The 17,924-nt window shown below is 60.0% G+C and carries 18 protein-coding genes and 2 tRNA genes; 16 read left to right on the top strand and 4 right to left on the bottom strand.

Annotated features, from left to right (window positions below):
- Positions 1–151: 151 nt before the first annotated feature.
- Positions 152–1,030, top strand: a complete 879-nt coding sequence (locus BJ928_RS10420) for an AraC family transcriptional regulator (protein ID WP_047628880.1) — start codon at positions 152–154, stop codon at positions 1,028–1,030.
- A 117-nt stretch (positions 1,031–1,147) separates the two neighbouring features.
- Positions 1,148–1,495: a hypothetical protein gene (locus tag BJ928_RS10425; protein ID WP_004117911.1), complete on the top strand. Its 348-nt coding sequence runs from the start codon at positions 1,148–1,150 to the stop codon at positions 1,493–1,495.
- Between the two features lie 24 nt (positions 1,496–1,519).
- On the opposite strand, the gene BJ928_RS10430 is transcribed toward BJ928_RS10425, so the two are convergent.
- Entirely contained in the window at positions 1,520–2,584 is a 1,065-nt protein-coding gene (locus tag BJ928_RS10430; RefSeq protein ID WP_047628881.1) for a D-alanine--D-alanine ligase family protein, read from the bottom strand.
- Positions 2,585–2,898: 314 nt separating this feature from the next.
- Here BJ928_RS10430 and BJ928_RS10435 point away from each other — a divergent pair, with 314 nt between their 5' ends.
- Positions 2,899–3,537, top strand: a complete 639-nt coding sequence (locus BJ928_RS10435; RefSeq protein ID WP_047628882.1) for an outer membrane protein — start codon at positions 2,899–2,901, stop codon at positions 3,535–3,537.
- Positions 3,538–3,688: 151 nt separating this feature from the next.
- Here BJ928_RS10435 and BJ928_RS10440 read toward each other — a convergent pair whose 3' ends face one another.
- Both BJ928_RS10440 and BJ928_RS10445 read right to left on the bottom strand, forming a co-directional pair.
- A complete protein-coding gene (locus BJ928_RS10440) occupies positions 3,689–4,660 on the bottom strand; it encodes a DUF4238 domain-containing protein (protein ID WP_052227502.1) in 972 nt (323 codons plus the stop codon).
- A gap of 156 nt (positions 4,661–4,816) precedes the next feature.
- Positions 4,817–4,891, bottom strand: a tRNA-Thr gene (locus BJ928_RS10445).
- Between the two features lie 194 nt (positions 4,892–5,085).
- On the opposite strand from BJ928_RS10445, the gene BJ928_RS10450 reads away from it, so the two are divergent.
- The 13 genes from BJ928_RS10450 (at position 5,086) to BJ928_RS10510 (ending at position 16,406) form a co-directional block, all read left to right on the top strand.
- On the top strand, positions 5,086–5,331 hold the full coding sequence (locus tag BJ928_RS10450; RefSeq protein ID WP_052227520.1) for a hypothetical protein: 246 nt from the start codon (positions 5,086–5,088) through the stop codon (positions 5,329–5,331).
- A gap of 145 nt (positions 5,332–5,476) precedes the next feature.
- Positions 5,477–6,769 (top strand): UDP-N-acetylglucosamine 1-carboxyvinyltransferase, encoded by a 1,293-nt coding sequence (murA, locus tag BJ928_RS10455; RefSeq protein WP_047628883.1) that lies wholly within the window; start codon positions 5,477–5,479, stop codon positions 6,767–6,769.
- Positions 6,770–6,966: 197 nt separating this feature from the next.
- Entirely contained in the window at positions 6,967–7,410 is a 444-nt protein-coding gene (locus tag BJ928_RS10460; protein WP_047628884.1) for a DUF2948 family protein, read from the top strand.
- A gap of 56 nt (positions 7,411–7,466) precedes the next feature.
- A complete protein-coding gene (gene hisD / locus BJ928_RS10465) occupies positions 7,467–8,765 on the top strand; it encodes a histidinol dehydrogenase (protein WP_047629484.1) in 1,299 nt (432 codons plus the stop codon).
- A gap of 3 nt (positions 8,766–8,768) precedes the next feature.
- A complete protein-coding gene (locus BJ928_RS10470; RefSeq protein WP_047628885.1) occupies positions 8,769–9,242 on the top strand; it encodes a UPF0262 family protein in 474 nt (157 codons plus the stop codon).
- A 5-nt stretch (positions 9,243–9,247) separates the two neighbouring features.
- Positions 9,248–9,730, top strand: a complete 483-nt coding sequence (locus tag BJ928_RS10475) for a low molecular weight phosphatase family protein (RefSeq protein ID WP_047628886.1) — start codon at positions 9,248–9,250, stop codon at positions 9,728–9,730.
- A 143-nt stretch (positions 9,731–9,873) separates the two neighbouring features.
- A complete protein-coding gene (gene infA / locus BJ928_RS10480) occupies positions 9,874–10,092 on the top strand; it encodes a translation initiation factor IF-1 (RefSeq protein ID WP_004117876.1) in 219 nt (72 codons plus the stop codon).
- Between the two features lie 78 nt (positions 10,093–10,170).
- Positions 10,171–10,791, top strand: a complete 621-nt coding sequence (locus BJ928_RS10485; RefSeq protein ID WP_047628887.1) for a Maf-like protein — start codon at positions 10,171–10,173, stop codon at positions 10,789–10,791.
- Between the two features lie 5 nt (positions 10,792–10,796).
- Positions 10,797–11,012: a DNA gyrase inhibitor YacG gene (gene yacG, locus BJ928_RS10490; protein WP_047628888.1), complete on the top strand. Its 216-nt coding sequence runs from the start codon at positions 10,797–10,799 to the stop codon at positions 11,010–11,012.
- A gap of 195 nt (positions 11,013–11,207) precedes the next feature.
- Positions 11,208–11,283, top strand: a tRNA-Phe gene (locus BJ928_RS10495).
- 336 nt (positions 11,284–11,619) lie between these two features.
- A complete protein-coding gene (locus tag BJ928_RS10500; RefSeq protein WP_047628889.1) occupies positions 11,620–13,566 on the top strand; it encodes a PrkA family serine protein kinase in 1,947 nt (648 codons plus the stop codon).
- Between the two features lie 18 nt (positions 13,567–13,584).
- Positions 13,585–14,853, top strand: coding sequence for a YeaH/YhbH family protein (locus BJ928_RS10505; protein ID WP_047628890.1), 1,269 nt, complete (start codon positions 13,585–13,587; stop codon positions 14,851–14,853).
- Positions 14,854–14,855: 2 nt separating this feature from the next.
- Positions 14,856–16,406 carry a SpoVR family protein gene (locus BJ928_RS10510; protein ID WP_047628891.1) on the top strand — a complete coding sequence of 517 codons (1,551 nt, stop codon included), beginning with the start codon at positions 14,856–14,858 and terminating at the stop codon, positions 16,404–16,406.
- Between the two features lie 17 nt (positions 16,407–16,423).
- Here BJ928_RS10510 and BJ928_RS10515 read toward each other — a convergent pair whose 3' ends face one another.
- Positions 16,424–17,869: an MDR family MFS transporter gene (locus BJ928_RS10515; RefSeq protein WP_047628892.1), complete on the bottom strand. Its 1,446-nt coding sequence runs from the start codon at positions 17,867–17,869 to the stop codon at positions 16,424–16,426.
- Positions 17,870–17,924: the final 55 nt, after the last annotated feature.

A 17,924-nucleotide genomic window follows, 5' to 3' on the forward strand; every position in this document is an offset into this window, starting at 1 on the left:
CTCCCTATCGAAGGATCGCATGCAGCAAATCTAGGGGCGGCCGATGCCCGTGTGTTAGGGCAGAAGGACCAGACTTTCATACGATCCTTCCAATTTTGCCCGTCGGCGATATGATGTGCGGAAAGTGCCGTCATTATCGAGAGCCGTATTCATGGAACCGTCGACGCAGCTGCGGGAGTTGATCAGCCGTCACGCCGTCGCGCCGAAGCAGGCGACCGGAGTGCAAGGGCTGACACTTTACAAGGTGGGTCAGCCGACACTGCCGACGGAGATCGTCTATAGCCCGAGAATTTGCATGGTGTTGCAGGGAACGAAGGAGATTCGGCTCGCAGAGCGGGTTTTCAGCGTTGGTTCCGCGCAATATTTCATCGCGACGGTCAACCTGCCGGTGTCTGCGCGCATCGAGCAGGCCGACCCGATCAAGCCTCATTTGGCGCTGACCTTCGAGCTGGATAGGGAGGAAATCGCAAAGCTACTTGCGGAGACACCATCGACCCATGGAGTGGAACAGCACGATCACACCGGAATTGCGGTATCGCAGCATACGCCGGAAATCGTGAGCGCCGCATTGCGCCTCGTCTCCTGCCTGGACGCACCCGACGACTTCGACATGATGGTAAAGCTCGCGAGGCTTGAACTCTATTACCGGCTGCTTCGCGGCGAGCTCGGGCCGATGCTGCGGCAACTTGCGACGCAGGGAACGAATCTGGCGCAGATCGGCCGCGTCACCGAGTGGATAAAGGGCCATTTCGCCGAAGCGATGAGCATCGGCAAACTGGCCGACATGGCGGGAATGAGCCAGACATCGCTGCATCGGCATTTCAAGGCCGTGACATTGATGACGCCGTTGCAATATCGAGCGCTCATCCGGCTGCAGGAAGCGCGTCGCCGGCTGCTTCTTCGCGAGGCGAGCGCACGGGAGATCGGATTTGAGGTCGGCTACGACAGCCAGACGCAGTTCACGCGCGAATACCGAAAACTGTTCGGCCGGCCGCCGGCCGCGGACGCGGCGTTTCTCGGCGGCAGATGAACTTGACTCGCCTGATGTTTTGGTCTGGAGAGTGAAGCGCGCCGGGTTTGCCGATATGTGGCCATGTTCCTGTCCTAGCGGCAGGGCCAGATGTTTCGTCGCGTCAAGGAGGGCAGGGTGAGCTACGATTTCCATGTGGGCCAGAAGGTCGTCTGCATCGACGACAAGTTCAAGCATGTCAGCATCGATCAGCTGATCCGCAAGGGGACAATCTACACCATCCGCTGGGTCGGCGAGTACACGCATTATGTCGACGGCACCTTCATCGGCGTGAAGCTGGAAGAGATCCATCGCGGCAATGACGACGGGCCGGAAGGCTATGGCGCCGCCGACATGCCCTATCGCGCCAGCCGCTTCCGCCCGCTGGTGAAGGACAAGATCGCTTCGCTCAGAAAGCTGCTGGCGCCGACGCCGGATGCGCCTGTCGAGCCGAAGGTGAAGACCAAGAAGACGGAAAAGGTCTGAGGGCAGGCAGGCGCGTAGCGTCGATTAGCCCCGACGCGCCCGCGCAAGCCCGTGCTCGATCAGGCGGCTGACAAGCTCCGGATAGGAAATGCCCGAGGCGCCCATGGCCTTGGGGTACATGCTGATATTGGTGAAGCCGGGCATGGTGTTGATCTCGTTGATGACGACGGTCTGATCCGGCGCCAAGAAGAAATCGACGCGCGCCAGCCCTTCGCAGCCGAGCGCGCGGAAACCATCTGCCGCCATGCGCTTCAACACCTCCGCCGTCTCGGCCGGAATATCCGCCGGCACGGTGACGACGGCGCCGTTCTGATCGAGATATTTCGCCTCGTAGGAATAGAAGCCGTGGGTCGCGGCCGTGGCGATCTCGCCCGGCACGGAGACGAAGAGGGTGCCATCCGGCTCTTCCAGCACGGCGCATTCGATCTCGCGGGCGCGCACGAATTCTTCCACCAGCACCTTGCGGTCATGCCGGAAGGCTTCGGCAAGTGCTGTCTCGAACGCCGCGGCATCCTGCACCTTGCTGACCCCGACCGACGAGCCCTGGCGCGTGGGCTTGACGAAGACGGGCGAGCCGAGCGCGCTCACGATCTCATCGAAATCAGGCTTGTCGCCGCGTACGAGCGTGACGGAGCGGGCCACTGGCAGGCCGGCCTCGCGCAGCAGGCGCTTTGCCATGTCCTTGTCGATCGCATTGGCTGAGCCCAGAATGCCGCAGCCGACGAGGGGCAGGCCGACGATCTGGGCGAGACCCTGAATGGAGCCATCCTCGCCGTTCAGCCCATGCAGTACCGGAAACAGCACATCGACCGCAGTCAGTTCACGCGCGCTCGACCCTTCCAGCGCCAAAAGCCGCCCCTTGCCGCCCGGCGCGAGGCAGACTTCCGTGCCCTCATAGGCAATCGGCTCCGGCAGCTCGCCGCCCTTTTCCTCCACCAGCAGCCAGCGCCCGCCGCGATCGATCAGGATCGGCACGATCTCATATCTTGCGCCATCGATCGCCCTGACGACATTGCGGGCCGACATGACGGAAACCTCATGCTCGCTGGACTGACCGCCAAACAGAACGGCAACGCGTAGTTTCGACATGGAGGCTTTTCTCCCGGGTCAGGATGGATGCGATGGGAGAAGGGTTTAAACGCGGGATTGCAGCGGAATTGGGGAGGGGTTGTGGAGGAAATAAGAGCGGTTGCTACGGATGTCTTCTTCGCCGCAAGAGGTAAGATTACAAGCGCAATAGGTTCGCGCCGAGATGGGGCAGTTTTCTCAATCGATTCAATATTAATTCTACCGCTGTTAATTGTATATTTGTTGCAATTTCAACACAGCATTGTTTGTCTTAAAGTTGTATGTAGCCGGCTCTACGATTGATCGTAGTAAAAACAATCTGAGGAGAATGAAGAATGAAATCCCTTTTCGCGTCCGTTGCGATCATTGCGTCAACTCTCGCGTTTTCTGCCCATGCAGCCGATCTGGCGACCCCCAGCGCCCCGGTTGCAGCGCCTGCGGAAGTCTTTTCCTGGACCGGCGGCTATGTCGGTGTGCATGGCGGTGGAAGCTGGTTGAAGGGTGATTTTAGCGTTCCGGGCGCAAGCGCGTCGGATAACTTCAACGGCGGCTTCGTCGGCGGCTTTGCCGGTTACAACTATCAGCTGAACAACAATGTCGTAGTCGGTATCGACGGCGACATCGGCCGCAACTGGAATTCCAACAGCTATGACGTCTTCGGCACGAAGGTAAAGGTCGGCACGGATGTCACCGGCTCGGTCCGTGGTCGCCTCGGCTATGCCTTCGACCGCACGCTCGTCTACGCAACCGGCGGCTGGACCGCGACGCGCGGCTTCATCAAGGTGCCGGGTGATAAGGAAAGCAAGACCTTCAACGGCTGGACCATCGGCGCCGGCGTCGACTACGCCTTCACCAACAACATCTTCGCCCGCGCCGAATACCGCTTCAACAGCTACGGCAACAAGGACGTTCTCGGCATCAAGGCCGACCTCGACCAACACGTCGTCGGCGTCGGCATCGGCGTGAAGTTCTAAGATAGGTTTGTTGTGATTTGGAGAGCCCCGCTGGCGTTTGCTGGCGGGGTTTTTAGTATGCAAGGTGGGTGTGAATTACAGGTTACGGCGTGCCGTTTGGGCTCGTTGCCAGACCTAAAGGCGTCTGTAGTGGCCATTGCATGCACTGAGTTCAGCTATATTTTCCAGATTTCAATGCTTCAATATGCCTCAGAATGGAAATTTGGAGCTGTCTGTCTACTATTGCTGCCCCGATATTTTGAACGATCAATTGTCTGAGACTTTCATCAGACGAGTAAACGTATTTCTGCGCACCTCGTACAACCGTCAAATTCATCTGTTGCACGAGATCCTCGATCGGTCTCGCGAGAATCGCGGTGCGTGCCCCGATGGTGTGGGTTGCGACGAAGAGCTTAGTTGGACTCAACGGAATTGCGATGTTGCCGAACGGAGTCCGTATTCCGTTTGATCTTACCACAGGGCGATCAGAAGTCAGGAGGGGAGCTGATGCCCACGAAGTGTCGATCACCGTCCAGAACATATTTGCTATAAAATCACTAAGCTCTCGATTTTCTATCAAGGTCATAAGCGTGTGAAACAGCAGCTTTTCCTGCTCCTGAGTTGGAAGTCCCGCGTGGTATTCCACATATGTTGGCGGGTCGGTTTCCAATCTGAACGATTGATAGTGCGGCTCACGCGCCAATGCCCATGCCGTCATCAAATCAGGCCACAGCTTGCGCAATAACGTCAAGTCTTCCGGTGTCCGCATTTCCAGGGAAATGAGCAGTTCTGTCCAGCCATATCGAAGGCGTTCATTCAAATTGGCGCGTGTGCCGTGACGTTTGAGCAAAGCCACAGCGTCCGCAGCATTTGTATCAATGGGCTTGAAAAAGGCGTCTTCAATTACATGGGCCGCTTCAGGGGGGAAATCACATAATGCGTATAAGTGATTTACAAATCCAGTAGCCTTGGGGTGCACGGTTTGCGGAACGACGATCTGGTATGGTCTACTCCATTGGATGAGGGTGCCATCTGCGCGCGCCCAGCTTCTCGTGTAGAATTCTGGAATATAGTGATGGCGTTTGGAAGCTTGAGGGTTCAGTCGCGGGCCGCTCTTGGCTTTTTGACTGTCGTTCTCTTCCATTTCACGGTCTCCGTAACCAGTAAATCGGATTTTGCCACTACTCGAACTCCGCCATGCCTGCGGTACAGGTAGTGTATTGATCGGTTGGTCAAAGGCTGCCGGGGTGCGTGTGTAGACGAAATCTACAAATACGCTATTGAAAAGCTTGAGGAAAACTGGTGCTGCTAGAGAGATTTGAACTCTCGGCCTCTCCCTTACCAAGGGAGTGCTCTACCCCTGAGCTATAGCAGCATTCCGTGGCGCGGTGTGGTGCGCCGTATTGGGCGAGGCGGCTATTGCCATAGGTGGAGGCGGAGTGCAAGTCGCAAATTGCAAGTTCTGTGAAAGATCGTTGGAAAAAATGTGTCGGTCTTTTGAAGGCGGGCGTTTTCGGTTATGGGAAAACCATGGCTGCGGACAAGACGAAAATCGATGAAGGGCAGGCTTTGCAGGGCGGTTCTGCTCCAAGCGGGGCCGGCGGCGAGGCGGGCGAGCCCGCGGGCGGCAGGCAGGTCACGGAAGCGGATCGTCGGCGGGAGCGGGCGGCGCAGAAGCTGCGCGAGAACCTGTCGCGGCGCAAGCAGCAGGTGCGGGCGCGCCGCGCCGGCCAGGCTGACGAGACGGATGGTTTGCCGGCCGCAAAGGCTGGGGATAGCGCCGATGCCGCCGCAAAAAGGGACGAATCGCAATGATTCATGTCGCCCATCATCAAACGAATTGATGCGTTAATCTATTTCGTCTAAACAGCGCCTTTTACCAGGTGCACGAACCCTGGCGCCGGTAACTTCGAGGCGCCCGGAACTATCAGGAAAGGCGGGCCTCGCCCGTATTGCTTATATGGATCGTATCAGGATTGTCGGCGGCAATGAGCTTAACGGTATCATTCCGATCTCCGGCGCCAAGAATGCCGCCCTGCCGCTGATGATCGCCTCGCTGCTAACAAGCGATACCCTGACGCTCGAAAACGTGCCGCATCTTGCCGATGTCGAACTCCTGATGCGCATTCTCGGCAATCACGGCGTCGATGTCGCCGTCAACGGCCGGCGCGAGCGCCAGGAAGACGGCTATTCCCGCACGATCCATTTCACCTGCCGCACCATCGTCGATACCACAGCCCCTTATGAGCTCGTCGCCAAGATGCGCGCAAGCTTCTGGGTCATCGGGCCGCTGCTCGCCCGCGAGGGCCAGGCGCGCGTGTCGCTGCCCGGCGGCTGCGCCATCGGCACGCGCCCGGTCGATCTCTTCATCGAAGGCCTGCAGGCGCTCGGCGCCACCATGGAAATCGATGCGGGCTATATCAACGCCACCGCGCCGAAGGGCGGCCTCATCGGCGCCCGCTATGACTTCCCGAAGGTGTCCGTCGGCGCGACGCATGTGATGATGATGGCCGCGACGCTTGCCCGCGGCACCACCGTCATCGGCAATGCCGCCCGCGAGCCCGAAATCGTCGATCTCGCCAATTGCCTGATCGCCATGGGCGCCAAGATTTCCGGCGCCGGCACCAGCACGATCACCATCGAGGGCGTGCCCTCGCTGTCCGGCGCCCGCCATCGCGTGCTGCCCGACCGTATCGAGACCGGCACCTATGCCATGGCCGTTGCCATGGCCGGCGGCGACGTCACGCTTGAGAATACCGATATGGCATTGCTCGACACTGCGCTCGAAAGCCTGCGCCGCGCCGGTGCCACGGTTTCGCCGACGAATAACGGCATCCGCGTCATGCGCAATGGCGGCGGCATCCAGCCGGTCGACGTCGTCACCGATCCGTTCCCCGGCTTCCCGACGGACCTGCAGGCGCAGTTCATGGCGCTGATGACCCGCTCCTCGGGCGTTTCGCACATTACCGAAACCATCTTCGAAAACCGCTTCATGCATGTGCAGGAGCTTGCCCGCCTCGGCGCGAAGATCTCTCTGTCAGGCCAGGCCGCCCGGGTCGAGGGCGTGCAGAAGCTGAAGGGCGCGCCCGTGATGGCGACCGACCTTCGCGCCTCCGTCTCGCTTGTCATCGCTGGCCTTGCCGCCGAAGGCGAGACGCTGGTGTCGCGCATCTATCACCTCGATCGCGGCTTCGAGCGGCTGGAAGACAAGCTGACGCGCTGCGGCGCGGTGGTCGAGCGCATCAGCGACTAAGGCCTATCCCTGTCGCAAAACCGCGACACAGCGTGGCGCGATAGGCGGCAATTCCATTTGATGGCGCGAAGAGAGCGGGCAAGCCCGCTTTCTTCGGTTGCGTCTTTTGCGCTCGCATCCTATGTCCAGAATATGGAAAACCCGGCAATAATGTTGGCCGGGGCGTTTGACTGGCGCGATCGGGGATTAAAGGACGAATGAGCGATCTCAAGCTAATGGCACTCGACACCGAGGACCTGGATGTCATCTCTGCCTATATGCAGGATAGCGTCTTCAAGGTCGGCGACATGTCCTTTGCGCCGAAGCAGGAGCAGTTTTCGCTCGCAGCCAACCGTTTCGTCTGGGAGCAATCTGATCAGCGCCGCAAGCCTTACGAACGCCATCGTTCCGCGCTGGTGTTCAAGCGCGTCAAGGCTGTCCGCTCCAACGGCATCGACCGGCGCAAGCGCGACGAAGTGCTGTCGCTGCTCGCCATCCGCTTCGAACAGGCGGGCGAGGGGCCTGATGGCACGATCGAGCTTACCCTTGCCGCCAATGCCACGATCGCGCTCGATGTGGAATGCATCGAGGCCCAGCTTGCGGATATCGGCGGTGCTTGGGAAACGGCGCACAAGCCACGGCATCCGGACGCGGGTGAATAGGTCGAGAACGGTTGGATACGACCGCTGAAGGCGGTCACGATGGAAGGGATATCATTTTGGCTATCTGGCTGGATCACGCGTCGGAAGGGTTCGAGCAGCAGTTCGCCGCATTCCTGACGACCAAGCGGGAAGTGTCCGAGGATGTGAATGCCGTGGTGCGCGGTATCATCGACGATGTGCGGGCACGCGGCGATGCCGCCCTTGCGGACTATTCCAAGAAGTTCGACGGCGTCGATTTTGCCACCACGCCGATGCGCGTCAGCGAAGCGGAGATCGATGCCGCGATTGAGGCCGTTCCGGCCGAAGTGCTTGGCGCACTGAAGGTCGCCGCCACCCGCATCGAATCGCATCATCGCCGGCAGCTGCCGAAGGACGATATCTACGAAGACGATCTCGGCGTCGGTCTCGGCTCGCGCTGGACGGCAATCGAAGCGGTCGGCCTCTATGTGCCCGGCGGTACGGCAAGCTATCCGAGCTCGGTGCTGATGAATGCCGTTCCGGCCAAGGTCGCCGGCGTCGACCGCATCGTCATCGTCGTGCCGGCCAAGGACGGTGCCATCAACCCAGCCGTGCTGGCGGCGGCCCGCATGGCTGGCGTCGAGGAAATCTATCGTATTGGCGGCGCGCAGGCTGTTGCGGCGCTCGCCTATGGCACCGAGACGATCCAACCGGTCTATAAGATCACCGGCCCCGGCAACGCCTATGTGGCGGCCGCCAAGCGCCAGGTCTTCGGCACCGTCGGCATCGACATGATCGCCGGCCCGTCGGAAGTGCTCGTCATTGCCGACAGGAACAACGATCCGGACTGGATTGCCGCCGATCTGCTTGCCCAGGCCGAGCATGACGAAAGCGCGCAGTCGATCCTCATCACCGATGACGCCGAATTCGGCAAGGCCGTGGAAGCGGCGGTCGAGCGGCAGCTGAAGCAGCTCAGCCGCTCGCAGACGGCGGCAACGAGCTGGCGGGATTTCGGCGCGGTCATTCTCGTTTCCGATTTGAAGAAGGCCATTCCGCTTGCCAACCGCATCGCGGCCGAGCATCTGGAACTCGCGGTCAACGATCCCGAGCCGCTGCTTGAGGGCATCCGCAACGCCGGCGCGATCTTCGTCGGCCGTCACACGCCCGAGGTGATCGGTGACTACGTTGGCGGTTCGAACCATGTGCTGCCGACGGCGCGTTCCGCCCGCTTTTCCTCCGGGCTTTCCGTGCTCGATTTCGTCAAGCGCACCTCGATCCTCCGGCTCGGGTCGGAGCAGCTTCGCGCCCTCGGGCCGGCGGCGATCGCGCTTGCCAATTCCGAGGGGCTGGATGCACATGCGCGATCGGTTGCGATCCGCCTCAATCTCGAGGGGTAAGGCATGGCCAAGGGCGTCTTCCGGCTGAGCGATGTGGTCCTCGACGACACGATCGGCCGCTCGACGCCCGATGTCGAGCATGAGCGCGCCGTCGCCATTTTCGACCTGATCGAGGAAAACAGCTTTACACCCGCCGGGCATCAGGGCGGCCCCTATCTGCTCAACCTGTCGCTGGTCGACCAGAAGCTGGTCTTCGACATCCGCATGGAGGATGGCGCCGTCGTCGCCACCCATATCCTGTCGCTCACCCCCTTCCGCCGTATCGTGAAGGATTACTTCATGATCTGCGAGAGCTATTACGAGGCGATCCGTTCCGCGACGCCCAGCCGTATCGAGGCGATCGACATGGGTCGGCGCGGCATCCACAATGAAGGCTCCCAGACGCTGATGGACCGGCTGAACGGCAAGATCAGCGTGGATTTCGACACGGCGCGCCGGCTCTTCACGCTCGTCTGCGTGCTCTACTGGCGCGGGTGACTGCCATGGACGAGCCGCAGGCGATCGAGCACAATGGTAGGTCGCCCGGGGGCAAATCCCCCCGCGCCATCCTCTTCATGTGCGGCCTCAATGCCATCCGCTCGCCCATGGCCGAGGCGATGGCGCGCAGCATGTTGCCGCAGGGCACCTATATAGCCTCGGCCGGCGTGCGGGCCGGCGAGCGCAATCCTTTCGTCGATGTCGTGCTTGGCGAAATCGGGCTTTCGCTCGGCCGCCGGCAGCCGCAGACGCTGGAGGAGCTGGAGGATGATTTCTTCGACATCATCATCACGCTGTCTCCCGAGGCACATCATGCCGCGCTGGAATTGACGCGATCGAACGCCATCGACGTCATCTACTGGCCGACGATGGACCCCTCCGCGACGGACGGGACGCGTGAGCAGGTTCTCGATGCCTATCGCGAGGTGAGGGACTATCTTTTGGGCCTGATCGAGAGCAGGCTGGTGGAACATCGCGGCTCGCTTTAGAGCTGCAAATGAAACAAATGCAGAAACCCTTATCAACGAGGTTCACAAAACCGCGATGATTGTGTAGTTTCCGCGCAAATTTCCGGCGACCCCCGCTTTTTTGGCATGGGCGCCGACCCCAACCGACAGGAAAAGAAGCTTTAATGCCGAAAGAAGAAGTCCTCGAATTTCCCGGTGTCGTCACCGAACTCCTGCCGAACGCGACCTTTCGCGTGAAGCTGGAAAACGAGCACGAGATCATCGCCCACACCGCGGGCCGCATGCGCAAGAACCGTATCCGCGTTCTGGCGGGCGACAAGGTGCTGGTGGAAATGACCCCTTACGACCTGACCAAGGGCCGCATCACCTACCGTTTCAAGTAATCAGCCGCTCGTTGGAGCCGCTGATCCCGGGTCATGCTCCAAGCCGGTTCTCATTCCCGCATGACAGGTCGAGGTCTGATGGCGTTGAAACACAAGCTGATACTGGCCTCCGGATCGCCACGTCGCGTCGAGCTCCTGCATCAGTCAGGCATCGAGCCGGCGCGGCTCATGCCGATGGATATCGACGAGACGCCGAAGAAATCGGAGCATCCGCGCTCGCTGGCGCGGCGGCTTTCGGCCGAGAAGGGCGAGGCGGCCTTTGCTGCCGTCAAGAGCGATGCCGCCTGGCTGGGAAGCTATATTCTCTCCGCCGACACGGTCGTCGCCGTCGGGCGGCGCATCCTGCCGAAGGCGGAGTTCGTCGATGAGGCCTCCGCGGCTCTGCATCTGCTCTCCGGCCGCGGCCATGTCGTCTATACGGGCATCTGCCTGATCACGCCGGACCGCAAGCTGCGTCAGAAGGTCGTGGAAACCAAGGTGCGCTTCAAGCGGCTCTCCGGCCGCGACATCGAAATGTATCTCGCCTCCGGCCAATGGCGCGGCAAGGCCGGCGCTTACGGCATACAGGGGCTTGCTGGCTCCTTCGTGCAGAAACTTGTCGGTTCCTACACAAATGTCGTCGGATTGCCGCTTTATGAAACCATGCTGCTGCTGACGGGCGAGGGATTCGACGTCCATGCCGGATGGCAGGAAGGATAGAGTTCATGACGAAGGCTGAAGAGATCAAGGTCGGTTCGAAGGTCGAGCCGCTGCGCAAGACGCGTCCCTGCGCCGAATGCGGCCATCCTTCGGTGCGCGAGCACTATCCCTTCTGCTCGGATCGCTGCCGCTCCGTCGATCTTTCCCGATGGCTCAACGGCTCCTACGCCATCCCTGTGACCGAGGACGAGACGAAGGCCGACGGCTCCGATCGGGACTGAAGGTGTTTTCCAAAGGGCTTCCGCCTTGTGAACCCTTTCATTTTGTTCGCGAATTGGCAAAATTCGATTTCCTGTCAAAAAAGAGTCATTTGCTGCTGGACATGGCCGAACAAGATGCTATAACCCCGCTCGCTTCCGGGGCGAACCAACCGCCCAGCGCCTTCCAAGGCTCTTCCTTCGACGCGAAGCTCGGATGCCCAGATAGCTCAGTTGGTAGAGCAGCGGATTGAAAATCCGCGTGTCGCTGGTTCGATTCCGGCTCTGGGCACCATCTTTTCTCCCCAATCGTGCTGACAATGAAGCCCGACGCTGGCTTCGAACAATTCTTTCGTGAGATCGGTTATTCTTGTGAGCAAACGGCCAATAAGCTCATCGAGGTTGCATCGCGCCTGGCGTGCTGTCCGTAATCGCAACAATCTTTAGGTTGTGTTTCATTAATTCGGTGTACGACCCCATCAAGATATTGATGACATTTGGAATCAAGCGTACGAATTATTGACAGATCACCTATTGATTCGAAGCGAGTCATACCGCACCTTAGATATAGCGGGATAAGTGATCTCGTTAAGTCCAGCGTTTATTTGCAATAGCAAGCTAACGGGGCGCCATGTTAAACAACGATGTTCTATTCAACACATTCGCCCGTTCTTTCGAAGCACGGCGCGAAGTCGAGATGTCATTTTCCGAATACCTGGAAGGGTGCCGGGATGACCCGCTCATGTACGCGAATGCGGCTGAGCGATTGCTCGCAGCGATGGGTGAACCCTTGCTGATCGATACGGCCAAGGACACACGACTTGGGCGCATCTTCATGAACCGGACCATCCGGACTTATCCGGCTTTTTCGGGCTTCTTCGGCATGGAAGAGACGATCGAACGCATCGTCGCCTTCTTCCGCCATGCGGCTCAGGGGCTGGAGGAGCGCAAGCAGATCCTCTATCTGCTCGGGCCCGTCGGCGGCGGCAAGTCTTCGCTCGCGGAACGCTTGAAATCGTTGATGGAAGTCCATCCGATCCATGTGCTCAAGGCTGGAAACGAGCTGAGTCCGGTCTTCGAAAGTCCGCTCAGCCTGTTCGATCCCGTCACCATGGGGCCGATGATCGAGGAGCGCTATGGCATTCCCCGCCGGCGCCTGACCGGGCTCATGAGCCCGTGGTGCCTGAAACGGCTGGAAGAGTTCGAAGGCGATATCTCCCGCTTCCGCGTCGTCAGATTGCAGCCCTCCAGGCTGCGGCAAATCGCCGTCGCCAAGACGGAGCCGGGCGACGAGAACAACCAGGACATCTCCTCGCTGGTCGGCAAGGTGGATATCCGCAAGCTCGAAAGCCTCGCGCAGAACGATCCGGACGCCTACAGCTATTCCGGTGCATTGAACCGCGCCAATCAGGGCATTCTCGAATTCGTCGAAATGTTCAAAGCGCCGATCAAGATGCTGCATCCGCTGCTGACAGCGACACAGGAAGGCAACTATATCGGCACTGAAAACATCGGTGCGATACCCTTCTCCGGCATCATTCTGGCTCACTCCAACGAGTCTGAATGGCAGACATTTAAGGCCAACAAGAACAATGAGGCGTTCATCGACCGCATCTGCGTCGTGAAGGTGCCCTATTGCCTGCGGGTCACCGAAGAGCAGAAGATCTACGAGAAGCTGATCGAGGAATCCGAACTTAGCGATGCGCCCTGCGCACCGTCGACGCTCGAAACACTCGCCCGCTTCACGGTTCTGACGCGGCTTTCCAAGCACGAGAATTCGACGGCCTTCTCCAAGCTTCGGGTCTATGATGGCGAGAGCCTGAAAGAAACCGATCCGAGAGCTCGCAGCGTGCAGGAATATCGCGACTCCGCCGGTGTCGACGAAGGTATGGACGGGGCTTCCACCCGCTTTGCCTTCAAGGTTCTGGCGGCGACCTTCAACTACGATACGACCGAAGTCGGCGCGGATCCGGTGCATCTGATGTATATGCTGGAGCAGTCGATCCGCCGTGAGCAACTGCCGCTTGAAACGGAGAAGCTCTATATCGAGTTCATCAAGAGCGAACTGGGACCGCGCTATGCGGAGTTCATCGGCAACGAGATCCAGAAGGCCTATCTGGAATCCTATGCGGATTACGGCCAGAACCTTTTCGATCGCTATGTCGACTATGCCGACGCGTGGATCGAGGATGTGGACTTCAAGGACCCGGATACGGGCCAGCTTCTTGACCGCGAGCTTCTGAACCAGGAGCTCACCAAGATCGAAAAGCCGGCCGGCATCGCCAATCCGAAGGACTTTCGCAACGAGATCGTCAAGTTCTGCCTGCGGGCACGGGCAAGCCACGGCGGCAAGAACCCGTCTTGGACCAGCTACGAGAAGATTCGCGAAGTCATCGAAAAGCGGATGTTCTCCCAGGTCGAGGACCTTCTGCCCGTCATCTCGTTCGGATCGAAGAAGGATGGCGAATCGGAAAAGAAACATGGCGAATTCGTCGAGCGCATGGTCGCGCGGGGCTATACCGAGCGCCAGGTTCGGCGGCTTGTGGAATGGTACATGCGTGTGAAACAGGCTGGATGAGCCACCAAGGAAGAAGGAATGCACATTGTTGACAGACGCCTGAATCCAGGCGGAAAAAGTCTAGAAAATCGTCAACGATTTTTGCGAAGAGCAAAAGCGCTGGTGCAGAGAGCGGTCTATGAATCCTCTCAAAAACGCGACATTCAGGACATTCTGAAGGGTGGCGAAATCAGCATTCCCCTAGATGGAACCGAGGAGCCTCGGTTCCATCGCGGCCCCGAGGGGCTGAAGGAACATATTCTTCCCGGTAACAAGGACTTCATAGAAGGCGATGTGCTTCCCCGCCCGGAAGGCGGCGGCGGCAAGCCGAAGGCCGGCGGCGACGGCACCGGCGAGGATGCCTTCCGCTTCATTCTGACGCGCGACGAATTCCTCGATCTTTTCCTCGACGATCTCGAATTGCCCGATCTCGCCAAGCGGCGGCTGATATCCGCCGACCAGATCAATCCGGTGCGCTCTGGCTATTCGGTGACGGGGTCGCCGGCCAACCTCGCCATCAACCGCACGATGCGGCTTGCCATGATGCGCCGCGTTGCGCTGCACCGTCCAAAGCCGGAAACGGTTGAGAAGCTCATCGAAGAGGCGGAGGAATGCACGGACGAAACGCGCCGCGCCCAACTCGAAGCCGAGATCAAGATGCTGGAATCGAAAGTCCGGCGCATCCCCTACATCGATCCGATCGATATCCGCTATCGCCGGTTCGAGAACGAGCCGAAGCCGGTTGCGCAGGCCGTCATGTTTTGCCTGATGGACGTTTCCGGCTCGATGACGGAGCACATGAAGGATCTCGCCAAGCGCTTCTACATGCTGCTCTACATCTTCCTGACCCGGCAGTATCGCCGCGTCGAGATCGTTTTCATCCGCCATACTGATGTGGCGGAAGAGGTGGACGAGGAGACCTTCTTCCGCAGCCCGGCAACGGGCGGTACCCAGGTTTCGAGCGCGCTCGAGGCGATGCGGGGGATCGTGCGCGACCGCTTCCCGGCCTCGGACTGGAACATCTATGCGGCACAGGCATCGGATGGCGACAACGCCTATTCCGACAATGCGACGACGGCTGCGCTGATGACGAGCGAGATCCTGCCCGTCTGTCAGTATTTCGCCTATCTCGAAGTCGGGGAGTCGCGCAGCGTCGCGATTTCGTCCGGCTCGGCGATCTGGTCGCTCTATGAGCGGATGCAGGCGGGGTGGCCAATGCTTTCCATGCGGCGTGTCAGCGATCGCAGCCAGATCTATCCGGTCTTCCACGATCTGTTCCAGCGGCGTACGGCGGAAACAAGGAGCTGAAGATGGCGAAGAAGGCATCGATGGAGCGGCTTTTCGAAGGCGCGGACTGGGATTTCGCCACCATCCAGCGGATTCACAATGCCTGCGAGAAGATCGCCGTCAACGAGCTTGGTCTCGATGTCTATCCGAACCAGATCGAGATCATCACCGCCGAGCAGATGCTCGACGTCTATTCCTCGATCGGCATGCCGCTCTTCTACAAGCACTGGTCCTTCGGCAAGCATTTCGCCCATCACGAGGCCTTCTATCGCAAGGGGCTGCGCGGTCTTGCCTATGAGATCGTCATCAACAGCTCGCCCTGCATCTCCTATCTGATGGAGGAGAATACCGCGACGATGCAGGCGCTCGTCATCGCGCATGCCGCCTTTGGCCATAATCATTTCTTCAAGAACAACTATCTCTTCAAGCTCTGGACAGACGCAGAGGGCATTCTCGACTATCTCAACTTCGCCAAGAGCTATGTCGCGCGCTGCGAGGAGCGCTACGGCCACGCCGCCGTCGAACGCACGCTCGATGCCGCGCATGCGCTGATGTCTCACGGCGTTCATCGCTATGCCGGCAAGAAGACGCCTGATCTGCGCGACGAGGAGAAGCGCGAGCGCGAGCGGCGCGAATATGACGAGAAGATCTTCAACGACCTCTGGCGCACGGTTCCGACCGGCCACAGCAAAAAAAATCTCGATCTCGATCTGGAGCGCCGACGCTCACTCGCCGGCCTGCCGCAGGAAAATATCCTCTATTTCTTGGAGAAGATGGCGCCGCGCCTGAAGCCCTGGCAGCGCGAGATCATCCGCATCGTCCGGCACGTGGCGCAATATTTCTATCCGCAGAGCCAGACCAAGGTGATGAACGAGGGCACTGCGACCTACGTGCACTACCGCATCATGACGCGGCTGCACGAACTCGGCGGTATCGGCGACGGCGATTTTCTGGAATTCCTGAAATCGCATACCAATGTGGTCTTCCAGCCGACCTTCAACGATCCCCGCTATTCCGGTCTCAACCCTTATGCGATCGGTTTTGCCATGATGCAGGACATCGAGCGCATCGTGACGAGGCCGGAAGAGGAGGATCGGCAGTGGTTCCCGGATATCGCCGGCACCGGCGATGCCATGGCTGTCTTGCGCGACCTCTGGGCGAACTATCGCGACGAGAGTTTCGTTTCGCAATTCCTGAGCCCGCATCTGATGCGCAAGATGCGGATGTTCCAGCTGACCGACGATCCGGAGGAGGAAGAGGGGCTGAGGGTCGCCGCCATTCACGACGAGCGCGGCTATCGCCGTATCCGGCGGGAGCTGGCCCGGCAATATGATGTCGGCTGGATCGATCCGCATATCGAGATCGTCGATGTCGACCTTGCCGGCGACCGGCGGCTTCTGCTGAAGCACACGGTGCTGAATGGCGCAATGCTCGACGATATGGATGCCAAGCGCGTGTTGCAGCACCTGGCTGATCTCTGGAGCTACGACGTGCTGATGCAGGAAGTCGACCGCTCCGGCGCGGTGCTTCGCGATCATCTCGTCCACCCGCGCGCCTCGGCGCTTGCGGCGTAAAAATCTCTATCCCTGCACTATGTCTTCGGCCGGCGCTGATGGCCGCTCACCTGCACGCCGTCTTCAGGCTGCAGCTTGAGGAAGCCGGGTATGCCGAGCAGGGGAATGATTGCCATCAGCAAGAAGGCTAGGTGGAATTTCTCGGGCGTCAGCGGCGATCCGTCCAGCGTCACCAACCCAAGCAGCATGGCCGCGACGGAGATGCCGAAGCTGACGCTCAATTGCTGCAGGACGCCGCCGAGACTGGTCGCGCGGCTGAGCTGAGCGGCCGGGGTGTCGGAGTAGGACAAGGTGTTCGACGTCATGAACTGTCCCGCTCGCGCCAGTCCGAAGATGAAGACGTAGACGATGATGAACCAATGCGGCGTATCGGGCGTGATCAGCGCGAAGCCGGCGACGACGGCAGCGCCGAACACAGCGCTCCAGGTCAGCATGCGGTCGAAGCCGTAGAGCTTCAGCAGCTTTGCGGAGACTGGCCGAACGGCAAGCGCGCTCAAGGCGCTGACGAAGGTCAGCGTGCCCGAGACGATGGGGCTCAAGCCGAAGCCGACCTGCAGCATCAACGGCAGCAGGAAGGGCACGCCGTTTAGCCCAACGCGACAGATGCCGCCGGCAAGCGTGCCAATGCGGAAGGTGCGCAGCTTGAAGAGGGTGAGATCCACGGCCGGCGATTCCGCTGTTCTCGCATAGCGGATGAAGCCGAGCAGCAGCAGACCGGCGGCGGCGAGAACGAGGAGAATGGCCCAGACCGGAATTGCCGGGCGGCCGATATTCTCGATCCCGTATTGCAGCAGGACACAGCCGAGGCCGACCATGACGAAGCCGGGAAAATCGAACTTGATCGTCTCGTCGCGATCGGTGTCCTCGACATAGCGCAGCGCCATGACCATGCCGATCAGGCCGAAGGGCAGGTTCACCCAGAAGATCCAGCGCCAGGACAGATAGGTCGTCAGGAAACCGCCGAGCACCGGCCCGATCACCGGTCCGATGACGGCGGGCAGGGTCATATAGGTCATCGCCGTGACGAGTTGGCTGCGCGGGAAGCTGCGGATGAGGATCAGGCGTCCGACCGGCGTCATCATGGCGCCGCCGAAGCCCTGCAGCGCCCGCATGGCGATCAGCATCGGCAGGCTCGTCGCCAGACCGCATAGGATCGAACCGATCGTGAAGATGAACAGCGACAGCGCGAAGATGCGCCGCGCGCCGAAGCGATCCGCGAACCAGCCGCTCACCGGGATGAACATGGCGAGCGTCAGAATATAGGTGGTGACGGCCAGGTTCATGCGCACCGGCGTCGTGCCGAGGCTTTTGGCGATATCGGGGACGGCGGTGATGAGGATGGTGGAATCGAGTTGTTCCATCAGGAAGGCAACGGCGACGACGGCGGGAATGATGTAGCGCAGGCGGGGGTCGCGTTCGACCGCAAAAGTCTGGCCGTGCGGATCGGGATCTATCGAATCCATGGAGTGCAATGGCTTTCCACCGCTCGGCTGGGGGACCGGCGTGTTTGACGATTTG

The sequence above is a fragment of the Rhizobium sp. WW_1 genome (assembly GCF_003610155.1).
Classification (GTDB): Bacteria; Pseudomonadota; Alphaproteobacteria; order Rhizobiales; family Rhizobiaceae; genus Rhizobium; species Rhizobium tropici_A.

Coding starts and splice junctions, on each gene's coding strand:
- BJ928_RS10485 (WP_047628887.1), top strand. CDS start 10,171: ATGGCGTTGAAACACAAGCTGATACTGGCCTCCGGATCGCCACGTCGC.
- BJ928_RS10440 (WP_052227502.1), bottom strand. CDS start 4,660: ATGGAAGAGAACGACAGTCAAAAAGCCAAGAGCGGCCCGCGACTGAAC.
- BJ928_RS10470 (WP_047628885.1), top strand. CDS start 8,769: ATGGCCAAGGGCGTCTTCCGGCTGAGCGATGTGGTCCTCGACGACACG.
- BJ928_RS10515 (WP_047628892.1), bottom strand. CDS start 17,869: ATGGATTCGATAGATCCCGATCCGCACGGCCAGACTTTTGCGGTCGAA.
- BJ928_RS10435 (WP_047628882.1), top strand. CDS start 2,899: ATGAAATCCCTTTTCGCGTCCGTTGCGATCATTGCGTCAACTCTCGCG.
- infA (WP_004117876.1), top strand. CDS start 9,874: ATGCCGAAAGAAGAAGTCCTCGAATTTCCCGGTGTCGTCACCGAACTC.
- yacG (WP_047628888.1), top strand. CDS start 10,797: ATGACGAAGGCTGAAGAGATCAAGGTCGGTTCGAAGGTCGAGCCGCTG.
- BJ928_RS10430 (WP_047628881.1), bottom strand. CDS start 2,584: ATGTCGAAACTACGCGTTGCCGTTCTGTTTGGCGGTCAGTCCAGCGAG.
- BJ928_RS10420 (WP_047628880.1), top strand. CDS start 152: ATGGAACCGTCGACGCAGCTGCGGGAGTTGATCAGCCGTCACGCCGTC.
- BJ928_RS10475 (WP_047628886.1), top strand. CDS start 9,248: ATGGACGAGCCGCAGGCGATCGAGCACAATGGTAGGTCGCCCGGGGGC.
- BJ928_RS10460 (WP_047628884.1), top strand. CDS start 6,967: ATGAGCGATCTCAAGCTAATGGCACTCGACACCGAGGACCTGGATGTC.
- BJ928_RS10500 (WP_047628889.1), top strand. CDS start 11,620: ATGTTAAACAACGATGTTCTATTCAACACATTCGCCCGTTCTTTCGAA.
- BJ928_RS10510 (WP_047628891.1), top strand. CDS start 14,856: ATGGCGAAGAAGGCATCGATGGAGCGGCTTTTCGAAGGCGCGGACTGG.
- murA (WP_047628883.1), top strand. CDS start 5,477: ATGGATCGTATCAGGATTGTCGGCGGCAATGAGCTTAACGGTATCATT.
- BJ928_RS10505 (WP_047628890.1), top strand. CDS start 13,585: ATGCACATTGTTGACAGACGCCTGAATCCAGGCGGAAAAAGTCTAGAA.